A 22901-nucleotide genomic window follows, 5' to 3' on the forward strand; every position below is an offset into this window, starting at 1 on the left:
TAAAGATAGGTATTTACATTAAAACTCGATTGATATTATGTTACAATTTATAAACTTTTAGAGTTATCTTTTGATACATTTAAGTTAAGTTACTGTTAAACTACAACCAAATTGTTTTAACTTTGCCCCTGTTATAAAATCAACAAATTACTATCAATGGATTCAATTTATTTGATTATTGTAATTGTTCTGCTTGGATTGGCAGTACTAGACCTAATAGTTGGAGTTTCAAATGATGCTGTTAATTTCCTGAATTCCAGCATAGGCTCCAAAGTAGCACCTATTAGAATAATTTTTGCAGTTGCTGCTCTTGGAATTTTATTAGGTACTATGTTCTCAAGTGGGATGATGGAGGTTGCAAGAAGTGGGGTGTTTTATCCGGAAAAATTCACTTTTCCATCAATAATGATGCTTTTTTTGGCAGTAATGCTTACTGATGTTATACTGCTAGATCTCTTTAACACCTTCGGGTTACCAACTTCAACAACAGTTTCGCTTGTATTTGAACTATTAGGTGCTTCAGTAGCTGTTGCACTCTACACAATCTGGACTACTGAATCCGGTGGTAACCTTGGAGAATTTATAAACAGTGGTAAAGCACTTGCAATTATTACCGGTATTTTTACATCTATTGCAATAGCATTTTTGGTAGGTTCTATCATTATGTATATATCACGAATAATATTTTCTTTCAACTATAAAAAACCTTTTAAATACCTTGGAGCACTCTGGGGAGGTATCGCTCTTACTGCAATTACTTATTTTGCTGTGTTCAAAGGTCTTAAAGGTAGTGTATTAGTTAGTTCCGAACTACTCGCATATCTTGAGGGCAATATGGGGATGGCATTACTATATACACTTGGAACTTGGACTATTTTAATGGCTATACTTCAGCATATTTTCAGAGTTAAAATACTGAAGGTGATCGTCTTGTCCGGAACAGCTGCTCTTGCTATGGCTTTTGCAGGGAACGATTTGGTAAACTTCATAGGAGTATTCATGGCCGGTTTTGACTCTTTCCATATAGCGCAGGAGGTAGTTGCATCCGGAGGTGATTTGAATACACTATATATGGGCAAGCTTTCTGAACCTGTTGTTGCAAATATATATTGGTTACTTGGTGCAGGAACACTAATGACTTTATCATTATTCCTTTCTAAAAAGTCACGTACAGTTTCAAATACAGAGGTTAATCTTGCGAGAAAAGGTGAAGGAATAGAGCGTTTTTCATCATCACCTTTATCACGTTCAATTGTAAGAGGCAGTCTCACTTTGAGTAAATCAATAAGCACTATTATTCCTGAATCGATGAAAAAGTTTATCGATAAAAGATTTGAACCTGTAGAACTTGAAAATAAAGCTTCTTTTGACTTAATAAGAGCCTCTGTAAACCTCACTGTTTCTGCAATGCTTATCTCGCTTGGTACATCATTGAAACTGCCACTTTCAACTACATTTGTTACTTTTATGGTTGCAATGGGTAGTTCATTAGCCGATCGTGCCTGGGGCCGTGAAAGTGCTGTATATCGTATAAATGGTGTATTGACAGTTGTAGCAGGATGGTTTTTAACCGCACTTGTAGCTTTTTCTGCAGCATTGGCAGTTGGCCTCTTTCTTATGTGGGGTGGTAAAATTGCAATAGTAATTATGATTGCTATTGTTGTAATTATGTTACTTAAATCGAGCAAGCTTCATACAAAAAGAAAATCAAAAGAAGAACAGCAACAACAAGTTTTATCAACTAAGGATCAGCTTATTACATCATGCAACAATGATGTACATATGGTACTGGACAGGACCCTGTGGATTTTAAAGAAAGTGATAGATGGACTGAATGATGAGAATAGGAAATCAGCCCGTAAGGCAATGAATGAAGCTATCGAGTTATATGAAAAATTTAAAGATAAACGTGATTACGAGGTTGTACCTACTATTGAAAGTATTCAGATGAATGCATTGGATCTTGAGCAGGAGTATGTCCAGCTGGTAGATTATTCATATGAACTAACAAAATCTTTAAAGGCGATTTCAGAGTCAACATTCAATTATATAAATAATAATCACTCTGCCTTCTCTAAGGAGCAGATTGATGATTTAAAGGTGTTTTACAACACTCTGACTGATGTTTTCAATTGTTATAATGAAATGGAGAAAACAGGTGACTACAGTAAATTTAATAAGGTTACAAACTTAAGAGATTTCATTCTTGAACTTAACCCTAAATTGACAAAACGTCAAATTAAAAGAGTAAAAGAGGGGGTTTCCAGTACACGTAATAGTATACTATTCCTTAACTTGGTGAATGAATCAAAAATTGTAACATTACAATCGGGTAATCTGATAAAATCACATCGTAATTTCAGAGAACAATCATCAAAACATAGTATGACAATGATTGGAGCCAAAGAGCTTATTAATAATGCTACATTAAATTTGTAGAAATATTAGAATGGTGAATTTATAATAACTTATTATATATAATAAAATAAGCCCCACTGAAAATCAGAAGGGGCTATTTTATTTCGAGAGAATTACTTCAAATAAAATTAGGAAATGAATTATTTTTGAAGAAGACTGATGTTTAAATTTTGATTCTTATTTAGATCTATTTCTAATGAAACCGGTTCGTAAGAAATTAATTCTACAACCATTTGGTATTTTCCGGGAATTACATCATTTATAGAAAAATTGCCATCAAGGTCGGAGTAATACTTCTTACCATCTACCAATATGGTTGCTCCGGCAAGTGTTTCTTTGTTCTTTTCATCTACAACAGATCCTGTAAGTTGTAACGCATTCACATTTTCTATAAAGGCAACAGTTTCAGTTTCCTTTCCTTTTTTGTTGTTGATTTTATCTGTTTCTGCAAAAGCAGTCACTGAAATTAACAACGATGCTGCAATAACTAAAATGGATTTCATATACTTTTTATACTTTAATATTAGTATTAACTGCCACAAAGGTAGGCACATAATCGTGAAATACCTGTTACGTTTTAGTGAAGTTTTTGTTAAGCTTTTGTTACAATAATTAGAAAGAAATCAATATCTCTTTTCTCCTGTTAGTTCACCTTTCTCGTCCCACATACGCCATATCCCTGTCTTCTCCCCATTGTAGTAATTCATTTCATACCTTTGAGTACCCAACTCATCCCAGATACGCCATGTCCCGTGTTTATTGCCATTTCGATACTCTGCTTCAGAGATGAGCTGACCAGACTCATCATAAGATCGCCAGATACCATGTAGTTTACCATCTTTGTATGATCTGATCTCCTGCGGCTTTCTGTTTTCGTAATAAACTATGTAAGGTCCCTCAATCAGACCGTTTTTTATCTGCATTTCAAGTTTTAGGGTATTATTATCGTAATATTCCCTGTAATCACCTGTAAAAAGCTCTGTCTGATTCCTGTCACGATAATAAATACCATCTGTTTGATATATTTGGGAAGTTCTCTGAGGTTCCTGAGCAAATAATATCATTACTGCTGAAAGCTGGAAAATAATTATACTTAATTTTTTATTCATAAGATCATCAGTTAAAATTAAACGTACTCGACAAATATATAGAAAAAAGTGCCCGTATATTTAACCTGGACACTTTTTTCAAAATATAATTTAGTACGTGTGAACAGAATTAGAATTCATAACCTGTCCAGTTGAATATATCATTTGAACAACCTGTGTTTGCTTCTGCTTTAGTTACAATAGCTGTACCATTAACTTCTTCTCCGTTAATAGCAGTTGTCAATTTATTTGTAATGCTGATGGTTGTTTCTGGATCACCATTACCTTTACTGTCATTCATATCGATTAAATCTTTTGCCTGACCCTGACCGATAACTAATGCATTTTCAATTGTAGCTTTTGCTCCTCGGCGTACTTTGATAACATCGTGCATATAATTACCCTCTGCTGTGCTTGGAGCAAGACGAAGATCGATAGTCATATTTTTAACAGTGAAATTAGACTGACCGGTTTGTGTCGGATTGTTACCATCTAAGTTTCCATCAGCTTCTATACCACGGGGATCTGATTCAGTGCTAACATAACCTGTTTGCCAGATACCGTAAGCATTCTCCAGTGTACCGCTGTAACCTTGTGTAAAATCGAACATATCATCATCAGGATCTACCGCAAGAAAGTTCTTCACATTAACTGAACCACCGAAGAATTCTATTGCATCATCAGCACCATAAGGAATGTAAACATTCTCGATTTTTGTTCCGTTACCCACACCGTTTAAAGTTAGACCATTATGCTCAACATCGGCGTCAGAGCGAGCTCCTGTATATTCAAGCTTCAGGTAAGTAATTGTTCCTGAGTTGTCACTAACGTTTGTTCCGCCATACTTGTGATCTGCATTAATCTCAGTTGTACCTTCTGTACCGCCTGAAAGTGGTGCTTTACCATTAATTATTAGTCCTCCCCAGTGACCTTGCTTGGCATCGTCTGTGTCAGCAGTAATTGTAACCGGAGCGACTGCTGTACCGTTAACATTAATCTTACCACCTCTTAGTACAAGAATATACTTGTCAAATCCCTTTTCTGCTTTTATAACAGTTCCTGCTGGGATGTTTAATGTACCGCCATCTTGAACAATAACAGGACCGGTTAATAAATATTCAACAGTTGCATCAAGGGTCCTAGCCTCTGTAATTGTACCTACTAATTCCTTTTCCTCTTCTTTGGGAACTTCTTTTTCTTCCGCATCATCATCACAGGATGTTAACACTAAAGGTGTCATCATCGCTGCAAACATTAAAAAACCAAATAAAACTTTTTTCATCTTGTTGATAATTAATTGAATAAATAGTATTATTTTATATATTCTGTATTTTTAAAATTCGTAACTAATTCCAAGACTAATATTTTGACCTTTTTTAAATTCGTTAAGAATTACTTTATCGTCAGAGACACTGTTTTCCCTTGATAATCTGTAAGGTGAATTCAGAAGATTAGATGCATTTAACTTAAATGATAGACGCCTGTTTACACTATATGTAGAAGCAAAACTTAGAGTTGGCACACCCTCTTCCATAATATCTTTAAAACCTGTTGCACCAACTGTATGAATGCGGTCACTGAAATAATTAAAGATCAGCGAAGCAACAATGTTTTTCTCTCCTTTAGTGTAGTGATAAGAGATATCAGCATTTGTAAGAAATGGAGATGCACCTTCAAGACCGCTCTTCCTGGGTTCAGTATTTAAAATATTAAGTAGCATGTCAGTATGAATATACGATGCATTTAATCCTAACGACAGTCTGTTCATTCTTTCGCGTTGAGAATCATAGCGGTTGAAAATATTCTTTCTAAATTCAAATTCAATACCTCCTACAATTGCATGATCGCTGATGTTGTCATAAGTAAGCAAACCTGCTGAATTAGCCTGATCCACTCGTCCGATTGGTCTTTCTATATATTTATAAAATCCGGTTACAGTAAGTAGTTCACCTGGACTCAAATAATAATCCCATTTAAGATCAATATTATAATTGTCTGATGGTTTGATGTTTGGATTACCCTGGCTGGCAAACGATATATTTACGTACTGATAAGGAGAAATTTCTTTTGATTGAGGTAAAGTGTATGTTTTACTTGCACCTAATCGTAAACTGTTTTTATCGTTTAAATCATATTTCAGATTTAAGCTTGGAAGAAAATAAGCTGTATCTATGGTTACTTCTCCGGCAGTTGTATGAGCAACATCATAAGTTACAGATAAATCTACCTTATCCATTCTTAAGCCGATGTTTGCCGTAAGATTTTCTGCAAGCTGATAAGAAGCTTCTCCAAAAACTGAGTGAATATTTTTAGTAACGTCGTAAGAGTTAGTTTTTCCTGTAGTCATGCTTAGTGTACGGTCTCTGAGGCTGTTTTCATATAATTCGTCAAGAGAAAGACCATCCATAGAAAATGCCGGCATGCCAATAGGACTGAAATTATATTCCAATGCTTTAAATTCGTCATTGACAAAACGCCCTGTATAACCAATTGAAATGCTGGAGTTGTCAGATCCAAAACGGTCTAGAAGGCTGTATGTTAATGCAACTTTCGGATTAATATCTCTGTTTTTAAGCTCTGAGAAGAATCTTTTATTTCTGTTACTCCTTGTAAGATTGTAGGTATTACCTTCAGAAAGCGAAAAGTAGTTTTCACGACGGTCAGGCTCAAGACCTTTAACTGTATTGTAAGAAATTCCTGCATCCAGTTTAAGCGAATTTGTCAATAGCCAATTTGTCATAAGCTGATTAACGATAAGGAGGTTATCGTTAGTCTGCTGTCTTATTACAATACCCATGCCTGAATCAGAATCTTGATGTCTTTCAGCATTGAGTCCGCTGTATTTACCAACAGATTGGTCATTTGCATGAATCAGCATAAAATTGTAATGAAGATTATGTTTTTTGTTTATGCCGAACATCAAATTACCCAAAAGGAGCTGATTTGTATTCTGGGAATACTTATCTCCATTTTGATCTTGCCAGATATTCCCGATTGTATTAGCATTGCGTACAATTTCCTCTGTATATGAGTAGTCGGTACTATGAGAAGCTACGCCATAAAACGAAAGAGGATTATTTCTTTTACCCAATTTGAAAGATTTACCTCCGGATAAACCGTAACTATGATTCATTGGAAGAGAAACTTCCCCCGGATCAAGACTATTAGGGAAATCAAATATATTGTCAAAAGGCCTATTGCTGTTTGCAAAACCAAAATAATCTGAACCTTCCTGTTTAAGAAAATCTTTCCCTACGGCTGCACTGTTTAAACCTCCCGAAAGATCAACTACAAGTTCGTAATCATTTAACAGCTCTTTTGATGATATATCAATTACAGCGCCTCCTACATCAGAATAGCTACTTCCACTGAAAACCTTGTTTACACCAATATTCTGAATAATATCAGTACCAAAAAACTCAAGTGCAATGTTTTTGTATTCAGGATCTTCTGATGGAATAGGAAATCCATTAAGCAGGGTAGCATTATATCGGTCTCCAAGACCTCTTACAAATACATTTTTAACCCCTTCCTGACGTGAAATACCGGATATCTGAGCAACAGCTGCCTGTGCATCACCAATACCCTTACGCGAAAGCTCAAGTGAACCTACAGCCTGAGTTGAAACAAGCGCTTGACGTTGTTCCATGAGAAGAATATTCTCACTTTCACGATTAACCCTTGCAACAACCTCAACTTCTTGTAGAGTAATATCATCTGAAGACATCTCGAAATCAAGAACTGTTTCACTATTACTTTCTACAACAACTCCGGTATGTGTGATTTGATTATACGAAACATAGGAAACAATTAGAGTATGTGTTCCTGCAGCAACATTCTGAATTACATAATTACCATCTAGGTCGGCGGCAGCTCCGTTTGTTGTTCCCTCTACCAGTACCGATGCACCAATTAGCGGTTCGTTGGTTTTAGCGTCAGAAATTTTTCCTTTGATTATACCTGTCTGTGATAATGCAGTAAATGAAATTACAAGGAAAAACAATAATACGGACAGTTTTGAAATTACAAATCTATGTGCCACAAAATAAATATTAATAGTATTTTTTTACGGCACAAAGTTCTGTTATAATTGTTACAGACCTGTTAAGCTACAGTTACGTTATTGTTAAGATTTAAGTCAAAAAAAAACGGAGCGTCTGCTCCGTTTTGCTAGATTAGTATCTCTGCTTTTTTCCTCTTTTTTTCTTGTTATTACCGAAACCATAACTCTCTTCTTTTTTTCTACCGAAACTTTTTTTAGGCTTCTGATTATCAGCATCTTGAGCAAACTGAACCAATAACTTTCTATCTTCCAGATGCATTCCCTTGAAAGAACTGACAACCTTAGGAGCAACATCTTCCGGAACCTCAAAGAATGAGAAGCTTTTCATAAGATCAATTTTTCCAATTGGAACTTTCCCTTTTACATTCTCATTAATGAAACCCATTAAAACAGCAGGATTAATACCATCCATTTTACCTACATTAATAAATAGTCTGGAATAACCCTTTTCAGGTTCACGAGACACATTTCCATTTCTATTAGACTGTCGTCCTCTTTCCCCTTTTCTTCTGCCTGAAGATTGATCATCCGGTTCAAAAATCTCTTCAGCTTCCTGATAATATTCAATCAGTCGATTAAACTCAAGAGAAACAATTCGTTTGATTATATCCTCTTTCTCAAGCCATTCAAGCTTGCGGAAAATTGACGGAAGGAGTCGCTCAATCTCTTCCTCATTTACCTTCACTTTCTCAATTTTGTCAACAAAATTGAATAGCTGTTTTTCGCAGATTACGTCCCCTTTGGGTATTTCACGCTTTTCGAACTGTTTATTTATCTGTTTCTCAATTTGTGAAATTTTTCCTCTCTCCTTTGTATGAATAATTGAAATTGATGTTCCTGCTTTTCCTGCTCTACCGGTTCTTCCACTTCTGTGTGTATAGCTCTCTATATCATCAGGCAAACTATAATTGATTATATGAGAAACATCATCAACATCCAGTCCACGTGCCGCAACATCTGTAGCAACGAGCAACTGAAGGTTATGGTTTCTGAATTTACTCATTACCAGATCTCGCTGCGCCTGTGATAGGTCACCATGCAAAGAATCAGCATCATACCCATCTTGCATGAGTTTATCCGCAATCTCCTGAGTATCTTTTCTTGTTCTGCAGAAAATGATGCCATAAATATTAGGATAATAGTCAACTATTCTCTTCAGAGCAAGATATCTGTCTTTAGCATGAACAACATAATATGTATGCCTAACATTAAGAGCTCCCTCATTTTTCCTGCCTATTGTAATCTCCATCGGGTCTTTCATATACTTGCCGGTAATTCTTTGAATTTCTCTTGGCATAGTAGCTGAAAACAGAAGCATACTCCTATTTTCAGGAACATATGAAAGTATTTCATCAAGATCTTCAGTAAATCCCATATTAAGCATTTCATCTGCTTCGTCAAGTACAACAGACTGAACATTTGAAAGTGAGACAGTCTTACGTTTAATAAGGTCAATCAACCTTCCCGGTGTAGCTACTATTATGTGAACACCTCTTTTGAGTGCACGTATCTGACTCTCTATACTTGATCCTCCATATACAGGAAGAACTTTTATATCATCAACATATTTTGAGTAGTCTGCAAGATCACCTGCAATCTGAAGACATAGTTCTCTTGTGGGACATAGTATCAGTGTTTGAGGTGTAACATTTTTAACAACAGTCTTCTGGATAATTGGTATACCAAAAGCTGCCGTTTTGCCTGTACCTGTTTGTGCAAGTGCAATTATATTTCGTGTTTTGTTTAACAATTGAGGTATTACCTCTGATTGTACAGGCATTGGTTGTTCATAGCCTAACTCTGCAAGAGCCTGCGCTATCTCGGGTGTAACACCCAGTTTTTTAAATTCGCTCATTATATTTATAAAAATTAATTTGTGGGTATTGATATTTCTCTTTACTCCACACAGCCAGTAATTTATAAAGATGAGAGAAAACTCAAATACGATTAGTGATAATTGGGTGATATTTATCTGTTTGTTATATAACCTTTTTATTTTTTAGATAACCCCGTTTTAAAATATGCATATTTTATCACCCTTTTTTAAAACGGCTGCAAAGGTATGAAAATAAATTGAATAAGTGGTATTATAGTAAAATAAATCAGAAATTATAAAGCAGATATTTTCTTAATAGATTCTTTTTTCCGTTACTCACTCTGAGTTCTTTTTCAAGGTAAGCATCAACAGATCCATATTTATTATTGATATGATCAATTACATAGTTCAAATATGATCTGTTCACCGATAACATAGCAGTAACAGCTTCTTGCATGTTTTCGGGAAGGTTTCTTGCATCAACTTTTGCCTTAACAGGGTCAATCAGTTTGTTTGAAAGCATGTAATCCTGTTCAAGCACCGTTTGTGGTACACCCAGAGCATATAAAATAAAATAAGATGCCAGCCCTATTCCATCTTTTCCCAAAGATCCTGATAATAAAATGGGATAATTAGCATCATTTGTTAATATATCAAACATCTCACCAAATTGCTCTTTATGATTTTCTACAATATCTATATACGACTCCTGAACATATCTGATCGCATCGCTACGGTTAAAATCATCATTTAACAATTGAGCATCCAACTTATCTGCATCCATAGGCGACAATGGAAGTGATATTTTCCTGATTGTAGGATGAATTAGTATTGGGTATTTACCGGAAGTTTTATCAGATCTAAAATCAATTATTGTCTTAATATTGAGCCTTCTGATTTTTTCCTGATCATAAAGTGTTGCACTGCTAAGATCTCCTGATCTGTATATCTGTCCCCATTTAATTTGTCTGTCGTCAGTTGTAAAATAGCCGCCTATATCTCTGAAGTTTTTTATGTTGTTCATATCGATAACACGATTTGCAACAACTCCAGATTGTACACCGGCTGTACGAAGTATAAAATATTCCCTTAGCCCTGATCCTGTAGGATTCAATGTTAATACCTGATTTGCAATTTTTGTGGTTGTTACAGGTGTGAAACTTGTAAGAGAACTATCGGATAGTGATGAATAAATATCAATATCACCCTCCTGGTCCGGGCTTACTTCCCACTTGAGCAGAAAATCTCCCTTTGGATCTTTCTCCACTACAGAGGTGATTTTTACCGTTGACATACAGGAGTTTACAACGACAATCACTAAAATCAGAAGACATATATAGTATAGTTTCTTCACATTCAACATAAAATACAAACAAATGTAGTAAAAAGAATGTTCTAAATAAAAAAACTTCTCGGATCTATTAACAATATATAATTATTCGTTTTTCTTTTTAATAATTTATCTCTTAAGCTTTTAAGGTAAAAATAAAGCTTTTAGATAAGTTGTTGATAAGTTGTAAATCAGATGTGCAAAAATATTGATAAACTAATTTGTTTATTCAGATAAAATTTACGCTATAATAATTTTGAATAAACCCAAATAAAAGTAGCTTTAATTAGCATCGAAGTTTCACATTCTTTTCAACAGTGGTTTTATATCATAAAGGAAAATAATTATTAACTTTGCAAAGTATATACAGTTTATGATAACATTTATAATTATCACTGAATTATAAAGTTAAACAGAAAATAAATTGTTGATAACTGTTGATAACTTCAATTTACTGGTTAATAACTATTCAACTCTCTTTTTTGCAAAATAAGATATCTACAATATCAACAGGCTATCATTACAATCATATATCTTTTTTAATTTTAAAACTATATATAATAATAATAAGGTTATGAGTAAAGAAGAAATCATTCAAAATATAGTAAGACTAAAAAAAGAAAAAAATGCAATTATCTTGGCGCACTACTATCAGGATTCTGATATACAGGATATTGCAGATTTTGTAGGTGATAGTCTTGCACTTGCTCAGTGGGCAGCCAAAACAACAGCTGATATTATAGTGTTGTGTGGTGTACATTTCATGGGTGAAACAGCGAAAATATTAAGTCCCGAAAAAAGGGTATTTATTCCAGATATGAAAGCAGGTTGCTCACTTGCGGATAGTTGTCCTGCCAAAGAATTTAAAAAATTCATTGATGAGAATCCAGGACATACTGTTTTATCCTATGTAAACACAACAGCTGCCGTTAAGGCATTAACAGATATAGTAGTTACTTCCACAAATGCCAAACAGGTAGTAGATTCGCTTCCCATTGATGAAAAAATTATTTTTGGACCGGATAAGAATTTAGGTGACTATATTAATAAACTTACTGGAAGAAATATGCTGTTATGGGAGGGTGTATGTCATGTACATGAGCAATTTTCTCTGGAGAGAATTCTTGAATTAAAAAAAGAGTATCCTGATGCATTACTTTTAGCTCATCCTGAATGTCCAAAATATCTGCTTGAAGTAGCCGATCATGTAGGATCAACCTCATCAATTTTAAAATTTGCAACTAATTCTGATAACAAAAAATTTATTGTGGCAACTGAAGCAGGTATCCTGCATCAGATGCAAAAAGAAAATCCTGATAAACTTTTTATTCCTGCACCTCCAGAAGATTCCACATGTGCTTGTAACGAATGTTTCTACATGAAAATGAATACATTGGAAAAACTTTATTTGTGTTTGAAATTAGAAAAACCGGAGATTTTTGTTGATGAAGAAACAAGAATTAAAGCCGTTAAACCAATAGAAAGAATGTTGGATATTTCAGCAAAGTATGGTTTATAATTGTTTTTTGTACCTTTGCATCCTCAAAAATCCGACATTCAACTTTTTATATATATAAGCTTGTTTTAAGTTATAAGAGGAATAGTGTCTTTAAAAAATTCATAAAATGGCTCTTCAATGTGGTATTGTAGGACTTCCTAATGTAGGAAAATCCACACTTTTTAATTGTTTGTCAAATGCTAAGGCGCAGGCAGCAAATTTTCCTTTTTGTACAATTGAACCTAATGTAGGTGTTATTACAGTTCCTGATGAAAGATTAAATAAAATTGCAGAACTTGTAAAACCACAAAGAATATTACCTACAACAGTAGAGATAGTAGATATTGCCGGTTTAGTAAAAGGTGCAAGCAAAGGTGAAGGTTTAGGTAATAAATTCCTGGCTAATATAAGGGAAACTGACGCTATCCTGCACGTTTTGCGATGTTTTGATGATGAGAATGTAACTCATGTTGATGGAACAGTTGATCCGGTACGTGATAAAGAGATTATTGATGCAGAATTGCAGTTAAAAGATCTTGAAACTATTGAATCTCGAATCAGCAGGGTAGAGAAACAAGCTAAAACAGGTGGAGATAAAGATGCTAAATTAGCCTTTCATGTCTATTCAAAAATTAAAGAAGCATTATTGAGAGGAGAATCTGCAAGAACTGTAGAATTTGATACTAAAGATGAAGCTAAAGCTGCAAATGATCTTTATTTACTGACATCAAAACCAATAATGTATGTTTGCAATGTTGATGAATCAAGTGCTGTTAACGGAAATAAATATGTTGATCAGGTAAGGGAAGCAGTTAAAAATGAGAATGCTGAAATTTTAATAGTTGCTGCCAAAATTGAATCAGAGATAGCTGAATTTGACAATTATGAGGAGCGACAAATGTTTTTAAATGAACTGGGTTTAGAGGAATCAGGTGTTTCACGACTGATTAAATCTGCGTATAGACTACTGAATTTAAAAACATTTATTACTGCTGGAGTTCAAGAGGTAAGAGCATGGACATTTCATGATGGATGGAAAGCTCCTCAGTGTGCCGGAGTTATTCACACCGATTTTGAAAAAGGTTTTATTAGAGCTGAAGTGATTAAATATGAGGATTTTATCACATATGGATCAGAAAATGCTGTGAAGGAAGCAGGGAAAATGAGTGTGGAAGGAAAGGAATATATTGTGCAGGACGGGGATATTATGCACTTCAGGTTTAATGTTTGACGTCGTCTATGAACTAATTTTGTATCGTTGATATCTTTTATCTTTAAGGTAACTGAGTATTTCTTCTAAAAATACTTTCCAAATCTACTTCTTATCTCATATTTAACGATATTTTTATTTAGAATTGATATAAATAAGCATGGTATAGCATAAATATGTTATAAAACATAAGAAATAATTTTTAATTAATCGATTAACCTTATACTTTTGCGTTAAGTTACATTATAAATGTCTATAGAGAGTGGAAAAAGTTTCCTTAAAGGTAATAGCAAAAGAGCTAGGAGTATCTGCTGCAACCGTGTCACTTGTTTTGAACGGAAAGAACAAGAATGGCAGGGTAAGTGAGGAAATGTCAAAAAAAATCATAGATAAAGCGGCTGAGTTGCATTATATACCTAATAGCCTGGCCAAAGGTTTGAAAATGGGCCATTCAAAGTCAATCGGATTAATAGTCGCTGATATTTCGAATGTATTTTTTGGCACGTTGGCTCTCCATATTCAGAATTATGCCGAGAAAGAAGGATACACAGTGATTATTGGTAATACCAATGAAAAATTGGAGGAGATGGAAAAGATAATCACTTTTCTTAATTCCCGACAGGTGGATGGTCTGATCATCACTCCTGCAGAAGGAAGTGAGGTTTTGATAGAATCGGTTTTGAAAGGTAAGAAACCGTTGGTTTTGGTAGACAGGGGATTTCCGGATTTAAACGTTCCTTCTGTGCTGATCAACAATTATGAAATATGTTATCGTTCCACAAAGCAGTTGATTGACCAGGGATTTAAAAATCCGGCATTTATTACTTACAGACAGGACCAGTTTCATACCAACGAACGAAAACGGGGATTCATAGAGGCAATGAAAGATGCAGGACTTTTTACTCCGGATCATGTGAAGGAGGTAAGTTATCAATATTTGAATGAAGATATGGACAAGGCTATTTCACAATTATTGAAATGTGAAAAAAAAGTAGATGCCATTTTCTTTGCTACCAATACTATCTCCATGGTGGGTGTGAAATCGTTGTTCAAACGGGGAATGCTTATTCAAAAAGATATTCAGGTAATGTGTTTTGATGAAACTGATGCTATTAATTTGTTCCCCTTTAGGGTACCCTTCATTAAACAACCTATCGAAGAGATGGCTAAAAGTGCATTGGAACTGCTGATTGATCAGATAGAGAAAAAGGAAGTTAAAAACCAAAAACTCTTTTTGGAAGCAGAATTGATTACCTGAAATTTTTTCTACAATTAGTTAAACGTTTAATTTAATCTCTGGTAAATTGCTTTTGTATAGGATTAAATAATTATGATAAGTGTGAGGATAGTAGTTAAACGTTTAATTCTATTATTATATATAGTATAAAAAAGTAAACTAAATTGTATGCAACAAAATTATCCTAAGATCGGAATTCGTCCTGTGATTGACGGACGACGCGGAGGTATCAGGGAGTCTCTCGAAGATACCACTATGAATCTGGCGAAAAGTGTAGAAAAGTTATACCGTGAAAATCTTCGGTATCCCGACGGTTCTCCGGTAGAATGTGTGATTGCCGACAGTTGTATCGGAGGGGTGAGGGAAGCAGCCTTATGTGCTGAAAAGTTTGAAAAAGAGAACGTAGGACTTTCTTTGTCGGTTACTCCTTGTTGGTGTTATGGGTCGGAAACCATTGACATGAATCCTAATATACCGAAAGCGATTTGGGGATTCAACGGTACGGAGCGCCCCGGCGCGGTTTATCTTTCGGCTGCGCTGGCGGTTCATAATCAAAAGGGACTGCCTGCATTCGGTATTTACGGAAGGGAAGTACAGGATATGAACGACCCGTCGATTCCGACCGATGTACAGGAGAAACTGCTTCGCTTTGCGAAGGCGGGACTTGCCGTGGCTATCATGCGGGGGAAATCATACCTCTCCATCGGTTCCGTCTCGATGGGGATCGGTGGCTCTATGACCAATCCCGATTTCTTGCAGGAGTACCTCGGGATGCGTACCGAATTTGTGGATGCCAGTGAAATACTTCGCCGCATTCAACTGGGTATCTATGATCATGATGAATTCGCCAAAGCGATGCAGTGGACAAAAGAGCACTGTATGACTCGTGAGGGAGAGGATTTTAATCCTGAACATCTGAAGCACAGCCGGGAACAGAAAGATAAAGACTGGGAGTTCGTGGTGAAGATGACACTGATTATGCGTGACCTGATGATTGGAAATCCGGTACTGGACACTATGGGATATGGTGAAGAAGCCCTCGGCCACAATGCCATAGCGGGAGGTTTCCAGGGGCAACGGCAGTGGACCGATTTTCTGCCCGATGGTGATTTTTCGGAAGCGATCCTCAATTCTTCATTCGACTGGAACGGGATCCGGAAACCATTCACTTTTGCTACTGAGGATGATCACCTTAACGGTATCAGTATGTTATTCAACCAACTACTTACCAATACTTCCCAGATCTTTGCCGATGTACGTACCTACTGGAGTCCCGAAGCGATAGAACGGGTAAGCGGATGGAAACCGGAAGGAATATTGAAAGATGGTGCGATCCACCTCATCAATTCCGGTTCATGCACCCTTGACGGTACCGGTCAGCAGTCGGATGAAAACGGCAATCCTGTGATGAAACCTTTCTGGGAGATCAGTGAGGAAGAGGTGGAAAAGATGCTCAATGCCACTACCTGGTATCCTGCATCGCTTGAGTATATGCGTGGAGGAGGATATTCTTCACAATTTCTGACCAGGGCAGGTATGCCGGTGACCATGTGCCGCCTGAACCTGATCAAGGGATTGGGGCCTGTATTACAGATTGCTGAAGGATGGACAGCTACCTTTCCTGAAGAAGTTTTCGACATCATCAACAAACGAACCGACAAGACATGGCCGTCTACCTTCTTCGTACCGCGCATCACCGGTAAAGGCCGCTTTACAGATATCTATTCGGTGATGAACTATTGGGGTGCAAATCACGGTGCTATCAGTTATGGACATATCGGTGCCGACCTGATCACACTGGCTTCGGCGATTTCTATTCCGGTGAATATGCACAATGTGGATGATGAAAATATCTTCCGTCCGGATGCATGGTCCGCATTCGGTTCTGATAACGAAGGGGCGGATTACCGTGCCTGTGCTGCTTACGGACCGGTGTATAGATAAGAATAAAGAGTAAGGAGTAAAGAATAAAGATTTATAGAGTCTGTAATCCTTTGTGTAATAATCTTATATCAATCGTATTCTTAAATTGTAAATAAATAGATAGAATGGAGAGAATTAACCTTAAAATGCTGAAATTAAGCACCCTTATTTTGGGAATTATGCTTTCATTACCCCTCTTTTCCCAAACAGAGTCGATGGGGGAGATGTTTGAACTGGCAAAATTGAAGTCGGGCATGAAAAACAGGAGGATATCCAGTACCGATCCCACAGGAGGAAACCGGGACCATCTGGAACCGTTCAAGCCCGGTGAAAAACGAACTATTGCGGAGATAAAAGGGACCGGTGTGATCAACCATATCTGGATTACCATTGCTCCTCCGCCCGGTGAATTAAGCAGGAACGATATCATTATCAGGATGTATTGGGACGGGAACGATTATCCCTCGGTGGAATCACCTATCGGGCCTTTCTTTGGACAGGGATGGGACGAGCGGTATAATTACGCTTCGCTTCCCTTGTCGGCAGGACCTGAGAACGGAACAGGACTGAGCAGTTATTTTGCGATGCCCTTTGAGAAAGGAGCGAGAATAGAGATTGAGAATCAGACCGATAAGACGATCAATGCTTTCTATTTTTATGTAGACTATCTGGAGATGGCGGAACTCCCCGAAGGAATGGGCCGTTTTCACGCCTGGTATAATCACAGTTTATCCAAAGCCCTGCCTGAAGGAGAAACTGAATGGGCACTGACAGGTGAATGGAAGCCCAATACCCGGTTAGACCGGAACTATGTTTTTATCGAAACCAAAGGGAAAGGGCATTTTGTAGGGATCAATTATTACGTGCACTCTCCTACCCCCATGTGGTACGGCGAGGGAGATGATATGTGGTTTATCGACGGGGAGAAGACTCCTTCTTTGATCGGCACCGGTACGGAAGATTTCTTCAATACCTCCTGGTGTCCCAAAGAGCCGTTCTCACATCCCCATTTCGGTTATCCCAGGGTGAATAACGATATAGGCTGGCTGGGAAGAACCCATGTATACCGGTTTTTTATCAATGACCCCATTTTCTTTGAAACAGAAGTGAAAGGAACCATTGAAACAGGGCACAACAACAATCTCACCCTTGATCTGGCCACTGTGGCTTACTGGTACCAGGACAATGCGGTGAAATTACCTCCGGCGCCATCTAAGGAAGTACGCAAACCCAAGCCTTTCATCAACCATATGGATATGCACCGCTGGAGAGATGCATGGCGGAAAGCGAAAGGAAATGACCCGCAGTTGTGGGGAAATGAGTGATCAATCAATAAATTTAATCATATGAAAAATTTTATAAGCAAACTCGCTTTGGTTTGTCTGTTTCTGGGATTCACTCTTTATACCTTTGCAGCCCAGACACCCAACGAGATACAACAGGCTAAAACCATCAGAGGAGTTGTTACAGAACAAAATACCAATGACCCCTTGCCGGGAACAAGTGTATATGTGAAAGGTACAACTGTGGGTACTATCACCGATATGGATGGTAGATACCAGCTAAATGTGCCTTCAGAGGATGCGGTACTGGTTTTTTCCTTTATCGGAAAGAGGACAGTGGAACAATCCGTGAGAGGAGCGACGGTAATTGATGTGGTGATGGAAGATGATGCTACCATGCTGGAAGAACTGGTCTATACCGGTTATATGACACAGCGGAAAGCTGATCTTACCGGATCGGTTTCCATGGCGACAAGCAGTGATATCATCAAAAATCCTTCGGCCAATGCGATGAAAGCGTTGCAGGGAAAACTTTCCGGGGTCCATATTACAACAAACGGGGGAAATCCTGCTGAAGATGTGAATATTCAGATTAGAGGGCTCTCCTCCCTTTCAGGTGGAGTAAAACCGTTGATCGTATTGGATGGGATGCCTACGGAAAATCTCAACCTCAGAGACATTAATTCCGGAGATATAGAATCGATTCAGATATTGAAAGACGCTGCTTCAGCCAGTATATACGGTGCACGCGCATCAGGGAGCGTAATTTTGATTCAAACAAAAAAAGGGAAAGAGGGCGCCATTTCCGTTGAGTATAACGGAAGTGTTTCATTCAGTTCCGTTGTGAACAAACCCCGGTTGATGAATGCCGAAGAGTACGGAATAGCTGCTTTCAGAGCGCAGGCATATGACGAGAAAGTGTATGGCGTATCCATGTCATTACCCACTACCTATGATTTTACCTGGCACAGAAATGACAACGGATTGGCAGTGCTCGACGGGGTGAAACCGGCGGAATGGCTCAATCCGGAACAGACTGTCAGAGGCTCGGATACCGACTGGATGGACGAAATCTTCCGTACCGCGATGATGACAAACCATCAGGTGACCGTTTCTCAAGGAACAGATCGGTCAAAGAGCCTGTTTTCATTGGGTTATTATAACAATGAAGGTACGCAAATTCATACCTTTTTCAGACAATACTCGGTGCGTGCCAATACGGAATACGCCTTATTGAATAACCGGTTGAAAATCGGTGAGAATATCGCGTTGACCTATCTGCAATACAGGAATTCGAACGAAACCCGTTGGGCAATGATCAATCCTCCTGCCGGGCCGGTTTACGACATCAACGGAAACTGGGCGGGAGCTCCCGGCTTCGATGATTTTACCAATCCGGTACGTCTGTTGACAATGAATAAAGACAATATCAATAATTATGTCAAAATAATCGGTAATATTTTCCTTGACCTTGATATCTGGAAAGGAATATCGGCCCGTACCCAGTTCGGGGTAGATTACGGTAATGCCTATAACAGGGCGGTCGATGGCATCTGGTCTGAGACCGGCGGAAGGAACAGCGACGGGGAAAATTATGTAGGAAGCTACCAGTCGCATCCTTTGAGTTATGTATGGACCAATACCCTTTCCTATTCACTGAATACCGGAAGACATTCATTGGATGCGGTGGCGGGTACCGAATTTACCCGATTCGTACAGGAAGGATTTTCGGCCAGAAGGGAAGGGATATACCTTGAAGACAGGGATTTTGCCCATATCGGTGTGACTACCGGTACAAAATATTCATTGGGGAGTTCGGCAGATGAATATGTCTATTTATCACTCTTTGGAAAAGTAAATTATGCCCTTGACTCAAAGTATCTCCTTTCATTTACACTACGGCGAGATGGGTCATCACTCTTTGGTGCGAACAACCGGTATGGAATTTTTCCTGCAGTTTCGGCCGGATGGAGAATCAACAACGAACCCTTTATGGCTGACGTGGAAGCAGTATCTGATCTGAAGCTTCGTGCAAGCTGGGGTGCCAACGGAAGCGTGCAGGGATTGCCGCGCGGATATACTTCCACACCTTTTACAACCGATTATTTTGGTACATCCTATCCGATAGAAGGCAATGAAAGCGGACCGCTTTGGTCTGGTTACCGGAGAACCTGGCTTGGAAATCCAAATCTGAAGTGGGAAACGACAAAACAGACTGATATTGCAGTCGATTTTGGTTTTCTGAATCAACGCCTGTTCGGTTCGTTAAGCTATTATTTTAAAAAGACAAACGATGTGTTGGTACAGGTTCCTTATATTGCCGCTATGGGTGAAGGAGGAGAGCCGTGGATCAATGGAGCCAATATGAATAATCAGGGTGTTGAATTCGAGATTACTTACAGAAACGATCCAACCGCTGAGTTTCAATATGCCATAACGGCCAATATCGGTTCTTACAGGACAAAACTGGTCGAACTTCCCGAAAATGTGGTCAACAGGTATCCGGGTGACGGTATGCATGATTTTGTCTTAGGCAGAACGCCTAATATCCTTTATGGAATGGTGGCCGATGGGATCTTCAAAACCCAGGAAGAGGTGGATGCCCATGCCGAGCAGACAGGAAAGGCCATCGGAAGGATCCGTTATAAGGACCTGGATGGGAATGGGGTCGTTGATGAATTGTATGACCGTACTTTTATAGGAATTACCGATCCTGACTTTTTCGGGGGGATCACCTTTGACCTCGGTTATAAGAATTTTGATATGAACATCTTTTTCCAGGGTGTATATGGTAATAAGGTAAATAATATCTGGAAACAGGAAAGTGATCTTTGGAATATCTCGGTTCCCGCTGGAAAGAATCATGAAAAAAGAATACTGGATGCATGGTATTTCGATAATCCCGATTCCGATATTCCGGCTATGTCCAATTCAAATCCAAATAGCGAGCAGCGGTTTTCCTCCTATTTTGTTGAAGACGGCTCCTATCTGAAGTTGAGAAATATAGAACTGGGTTACACCTTCCCGAAACAGCTTACGAATGCGATGATGATGCAACACCTTCGGATTTATGCTTCGGCACGTAATGTACTTACGCTGAAAAAAGGATGGGGAAAAGACAGATATACCAGTTTTGATCCTGAAATGCCGGGGTACGGTTATCTGACACCATTCACCATGGCTTTTGGAGTTAATGTAACATTCTAAATTTATAGATTATGAAACGATTAAAATATATCTTTTTGCTCGTCACCTTCCTTGTTACGGCAAATAACTGCTCCGATCTTTTGGAAGTGAATCCTAAACAGGTACTGGATGAGGGATTACTGAATTCTCCGGAAGATATAGAAGGTTTTGTGACAGCAGCTTATGCAAGGATTACCGATATACCATCCTGGGATTCTCCTTTTTCGCCCTGGTGGTCCGGCTCTATGCGGTCTGACGACTCATATAAGGGTGGTGGGGGCGTCTGGGATGGCGGTGACGGATGGGGTTTTATGGAAACCTTTGTGAATCTGACTGCCAATGGTTGGCCGATCGATTATCCGTGGTATGTTTCCTATCAGATTATCCAGCGCAGCAATACCGCGATACAGAAGCTCAATAACATATCCGAAGAGGAATATCCTTTGAAGAGTGTCCGAATAGGGGAGATGAAGTTTCTCAGGGCTTTCGTTCATTTCAGGTTGAAACAGTTTTTCAAATATATACCTTATATCGATGAAAATGTAGTGGGTAGTTCGGCTGAATTTGAAGCGATTCCCAACAGAGATTCCAGTTTTCCGAATGACCAGTATCTTTGGGAACGGATATTGAGTGATTTTAAAGATGCTGAAGAGGCTTTGCCCGATGTACAACCGGAGAAAGGAAGGGTAGATAAAAATGCAGCCACAGCAATGGTGGCCAGAACCCTGATGTTCATGGCATATGAGCAGAACGACAGGCATCAGGTGGTCAATATCAATAAAGACCGGCTCTCGGAGGCGTTGGTTTACCTGAACAAGCTGACCGACCAGGAAGGTGGTAAAGTAGACCTTTGTCAGGATTTCGGGGAAAACTTTATTCATACTTCCGATAATAATACCAAAGAATCGATCTGGGAAATTCAATATTCTATTGATGATGGCAGCTCTACCGGAGGAAAAATCAATCGTGGGGAAGGATTGAATCACCCCTGGAACTGGGCAGGATTCCAATGTTGCGGATTCCATCATATCAGTTATAATATGGGGAATGCCTTTAAGACAGGTCCTGACGGATTGCCGCTGTTTGATGACTATAATAATGACAGCTATGGAGATTATATCAAGAATACGGATGGAAGTGATAATATAGCACTTGTTGAAGCGGGAAATCCGGACTATTTTAATAAGTACAATTGGGATCCCCGTTTCAGCCATACGGTCGGTGTGCCCGGACATCCGTGGAAATATGATCCTGATCTGATTTTTGAAAGCAGGGGGATAAGGAACGGAGCTGAATATGGTTGGTTGAAATCAGTGAAAGAATTACCTCATCCCGGTTGCGATTGTCTCCTGTATGACGGATGGCAGTTCAATTCGATGAACAAGCGGATGATCCGTTACGATGAAGTCCTGCTCTGGAAAGCAGAAGTATTGATTCAACTGGACAGATGGAATGAGGCATTAATTCCTGTCAATAAAGTTCGTGAACGGGCTGCCAATAGCACTGGTTGGTTGATCAAGGCCGATGGTACACCGGTGATGAACTATCATGTGGGGGTCTATAAACCAGGTGAAAACTGTGTATGGGATAAGGATTTTGCCTGGAAAGCAATGCAGTGGGAAAACCGCCTGGAAATGGCCGGTGAAGGACGCCGTTTCTTCGATCTACAACGTTGGGGTGTCCTGGAAGAGGTCATGAATAACTATTTTACCGTGGAGAAGACACGATTCTCATGGATGGCAAATGCCCGCTTCACTTCCGGACGGGACGAGTTTTTCCCGATTCCGCAAAATCAGATGAAATGGGCCAAAGGTAACTATACACAAAACCCCGGATATTGATGCCGGAA

At 38.5% G+C, this 22901-nt stretch carries 14 protein-coding genes; 8 read left to right on the forward strand and 6 right to left on the reverse strand.

Annotated features, from left to right (window positions below):
* The first annotated feature begins 156 nt into the window (after window positions 1-156).
* On the forward strand, window positions 157-2439 hold the full coding sequence (locus tag BN1354_RS10275; protein ID WP_053827044.1) for an inorganic phosphate transporter: 2283 nt from the start codon (window positions 157-159) through the stop codon (window positions 2437-2439).
* Window positions 2440-2558: 119 nt separating this feature from the next.
* Here BN1354_RS10275 and BN1354_RS10280 read toward each other — a convergent pair whose 3' ends face one another.
* The 6 genes from BN1354_RS10280 to BN1354_RS10305 all read right to left on the reverse strand — a co-directional run bounded on the left by BN1354_RS10280 (window position 2559) and on the right by BN1354_RS10305 (window position 10679).
* Window positions 2559-2921 (reverse strand): carboxypeptidase-like regulatory domain-containing protein, encoded by a 363-nt coding sequence (locus tag BN1354_RS10280; protein WP_053827045.1) that lies wholly within the window; start codon window positions 2919-2921, stop codon window positions 2559-2561.
* A gap of 120 nt (window positions 2922-3041) precedes the next feature.
* Window positions 3042-3527: a toxin-antitoxin system YwqK family antitoxin gene (locus tag BN1354_RS10285; protein ID WP_053827046.1), complete on the reverse strand. Its 486-nt coding sequence runs from the start codon at window positions 3525-3527 to the stop codon at window positions 3042-3044.
* Between the two features lie 109 nt (window positions 3528-3636).
* On the reverse strand, window positions 3637-4788 hold the full coding sequence (locus BN1354_RS10290; protein ID WP_053827047.1) for a hypothetical protein: 1152 nt from the start codon (window positions 4786-4788) through the stop codon (window positions 3637-3639).
* Window positions 4789-4839: 51 nt separating this feature from the next.
* Window positions 4840-7548 (reverse strand): TonB-dependent receptor, encoded by a 2709-nt coding sequence (locus BN1354_RS10295; protein WP_231623105.1) that lies wholly within the window; start codon window positions 7546-7548, stop codon window positions 4840-4842.
* 133 nt (window positions 7549-7681) lie between these two features.
* Window positions 7682-9424 carry a DEAD/DEAH box helicase gene (locus BN1354_RS10300; RefSeq protein ID WP_053827048.1) on the reverse strand — a complete coding sequence of 581 codons (1743 nt, stop codon included), beginning with the start codon at window positions 9422-9424 and terminating at the stop codon, window positions 7682-7684.
* Window positions 9425-9671: 247 nt separating this feature from the next.
* Window positions 9672-10679 carry a tyrosine-protein phosphatase gene (locus tag BN1354_RS10305; protein WP_045090570.1) on the reverse strand — a complete coding sequence of 336 codons (1008 nt, stop codon included), beginning with the start codon at window positions 10677-10679 and terminating at the stop codon, window positions 9672-9674.
* 568 nt (window positions 10680-11247) lie between these two features.
* Here BN1354_RS10305 and nadA point away from each other — a divergent pair.
* From nadA to BN1354_RS10340, 7 genes are all read left to right on the forward strand, one after another.
* Window positions 11248-12234, forward strand: coding sequence for a quinolinate synthase NadA (nadA, locus tag BN1354_RS10310; protein WP_262494913.1), 987 nt, complete (start codon window positions 11248-11250; stop codon window positions 12232-12234).
* 106 nt (window positions 12235-12340) lie between these two features.
* The gene (gene ychF / locus BN1354_RS10315) at window positions 12341-13444 is read left to right on the forward strand and encodes a redox-regulated ATPase YchF (RefSeq protein ID WP_053827050.1); all 1104 of its coding nucleotides are present in this window, start codon (window positions 12341-12343) and stop codon (window positions 13442-13444) included.
* Window positions 13445-13685: 241 nt separating this feature from the next.
* A complete protein-coding gene (locus tag BN1354_RS10320; protein WP_053827051.1) occupies window positions 13686-14681 on the forward strand; it encodes a LacI family DNA-binding transcriptional regulator in 996 nt (331 codons plus the stop codon).
* A gap of 147 nt (window positions 14682-14828) precedes the next feature.
* On the forward strand, window positions 14829-16604 hold the full coding sequence (locus BN1354_RS10325) for an L-fucose isomerase (RefSeq protein WP_053827052.1): 1776 nt from the start codon (window positions 14829-14831) through the stop codon (window positions 16602-16604).
* Between the two features lie 104 nt (window positions 16605-16708).
* Window positions 16709-17908, forward strand: a complete 1200-nt coding sequence (locus tag BN1354_RS10330; protein WP_053827053.1) for a glycoside hydrolase family 172 protein — start codon at window positions 16709-16711, stop codon at window positions 17906-17908.
* A 21-nt stretch (window positions 17909-17929) separates the two neighbouring features.
* Window positions 17930-21073 (forward strand): SusC/RagA family TonB-linked outer membrane protein, encoded by a 3144-nt coding sequence (locus BN1354_RS10335; RefSeq protein WP_053827054.1) that lies wholly within the window; start codon window positions 17930-17932, stop codon window positions 21071-21073.
* Between the two features lie 11 nt (window positions 21074-21084).
* The gene (locus BN1354_RS10340; protein WP_053827055.1) at window positions 21085-22893 is read left to right on the forward strand and encodes a RagB/SusD family nutrient uptake outer membrane protein; all 1809 of its coding nucleotides are present in this window, start codon (window positions 21085-21087) and stop codon (window positions 22891-22893) included.
* The last annotated feature ends 8 nt before the right edge of the window (window positions 22894-22901 follow it).

Origin of the sequence: Lascolabacillus massiliensis (assembly GCF_001282625.1) — a bacterium.
Classification (GTDB): Bacteria; Bacteroidota; Bacteroidia; order Bacteroidales; family Dysgonomonadaceae; genus Proteiniphilum; species Proteiniphilum massiliensis.

Coding starts and splice junctions, on each gene's coding strand:
- BN1354_RS10275 (WP_053827044.1), top strand. CDS start 157: ATGGATTCAATTTATTTGATTATTGTAATTGTTCTGCTTGGATTGGCA.
- BN1354_RS10280 (WP_053827045.1), bottom strand. CDS start 2,921: ATGAAATCCATTTTAGTTATTGCAGCATCGTTGTTAATTTCAGTGACT.
- BN1354_RS10285 (WP_053827046.1), bottom strand. CDS start 3,527: ATGAATAAAAAATTAAGTATAATTATTTTCCAGCTTTCAGCAGTAATG.
- BN1354_RS10290 (WP_053827047.1), bottom strand. CDS start 4,788: ATGAAAAAAGTTTTATTTGGTTTTTTAATGTTTGCAGCGATGATGACA.
- BN1354_RS10300 (WP_053827048.1), bottom strand. CDS start 9,424: ATGAGCGAATTTAAAAAACTGGGTGTTACACCCGAGATAGCGCAGGCT.
- BN1354_RS10305 (WP_045090570.1), bottom strand. CDS start 10,679: ATGTCAACGGTAAAAATCACCTCTGTAGTGGAGAAAGATCCAAAGGGA.
- ychF (WP_053827050.1), top strand. CDS start 12,341: ATGGCTCTTCAATGTGGTATTGTAGGACTTCCTAATGTAGGAAAATCC.
- BN1354_RS10325 (WP_053827052.1), top strand. CDS start 14,829: ATGCAACAAAATTATCCTAAGATCGGAATTCGTCCTGTGATTGACGGA.
- BN1354_RS10330 (WP_053827053.1), top strand. CDS start 16,709: ATGGAGAGAATTAACCTTAAAATGCTGAAATTAAGCACCCTTATTTTG.
- BN1354_RS10335 (WP_053827054.1), top strand. CDS start 17,930: ATGAAAAATTTTATAAGCAAACTCGCTTTGGTTTGTCTGTTTCTGGGA.
- BN1354_RS10340 (WP_053827055.1), top strand. CDS start 21,085: ATGAAACGATTAAAATATATCTTTTTGCTCGTCACCTTCCTTGTTACG.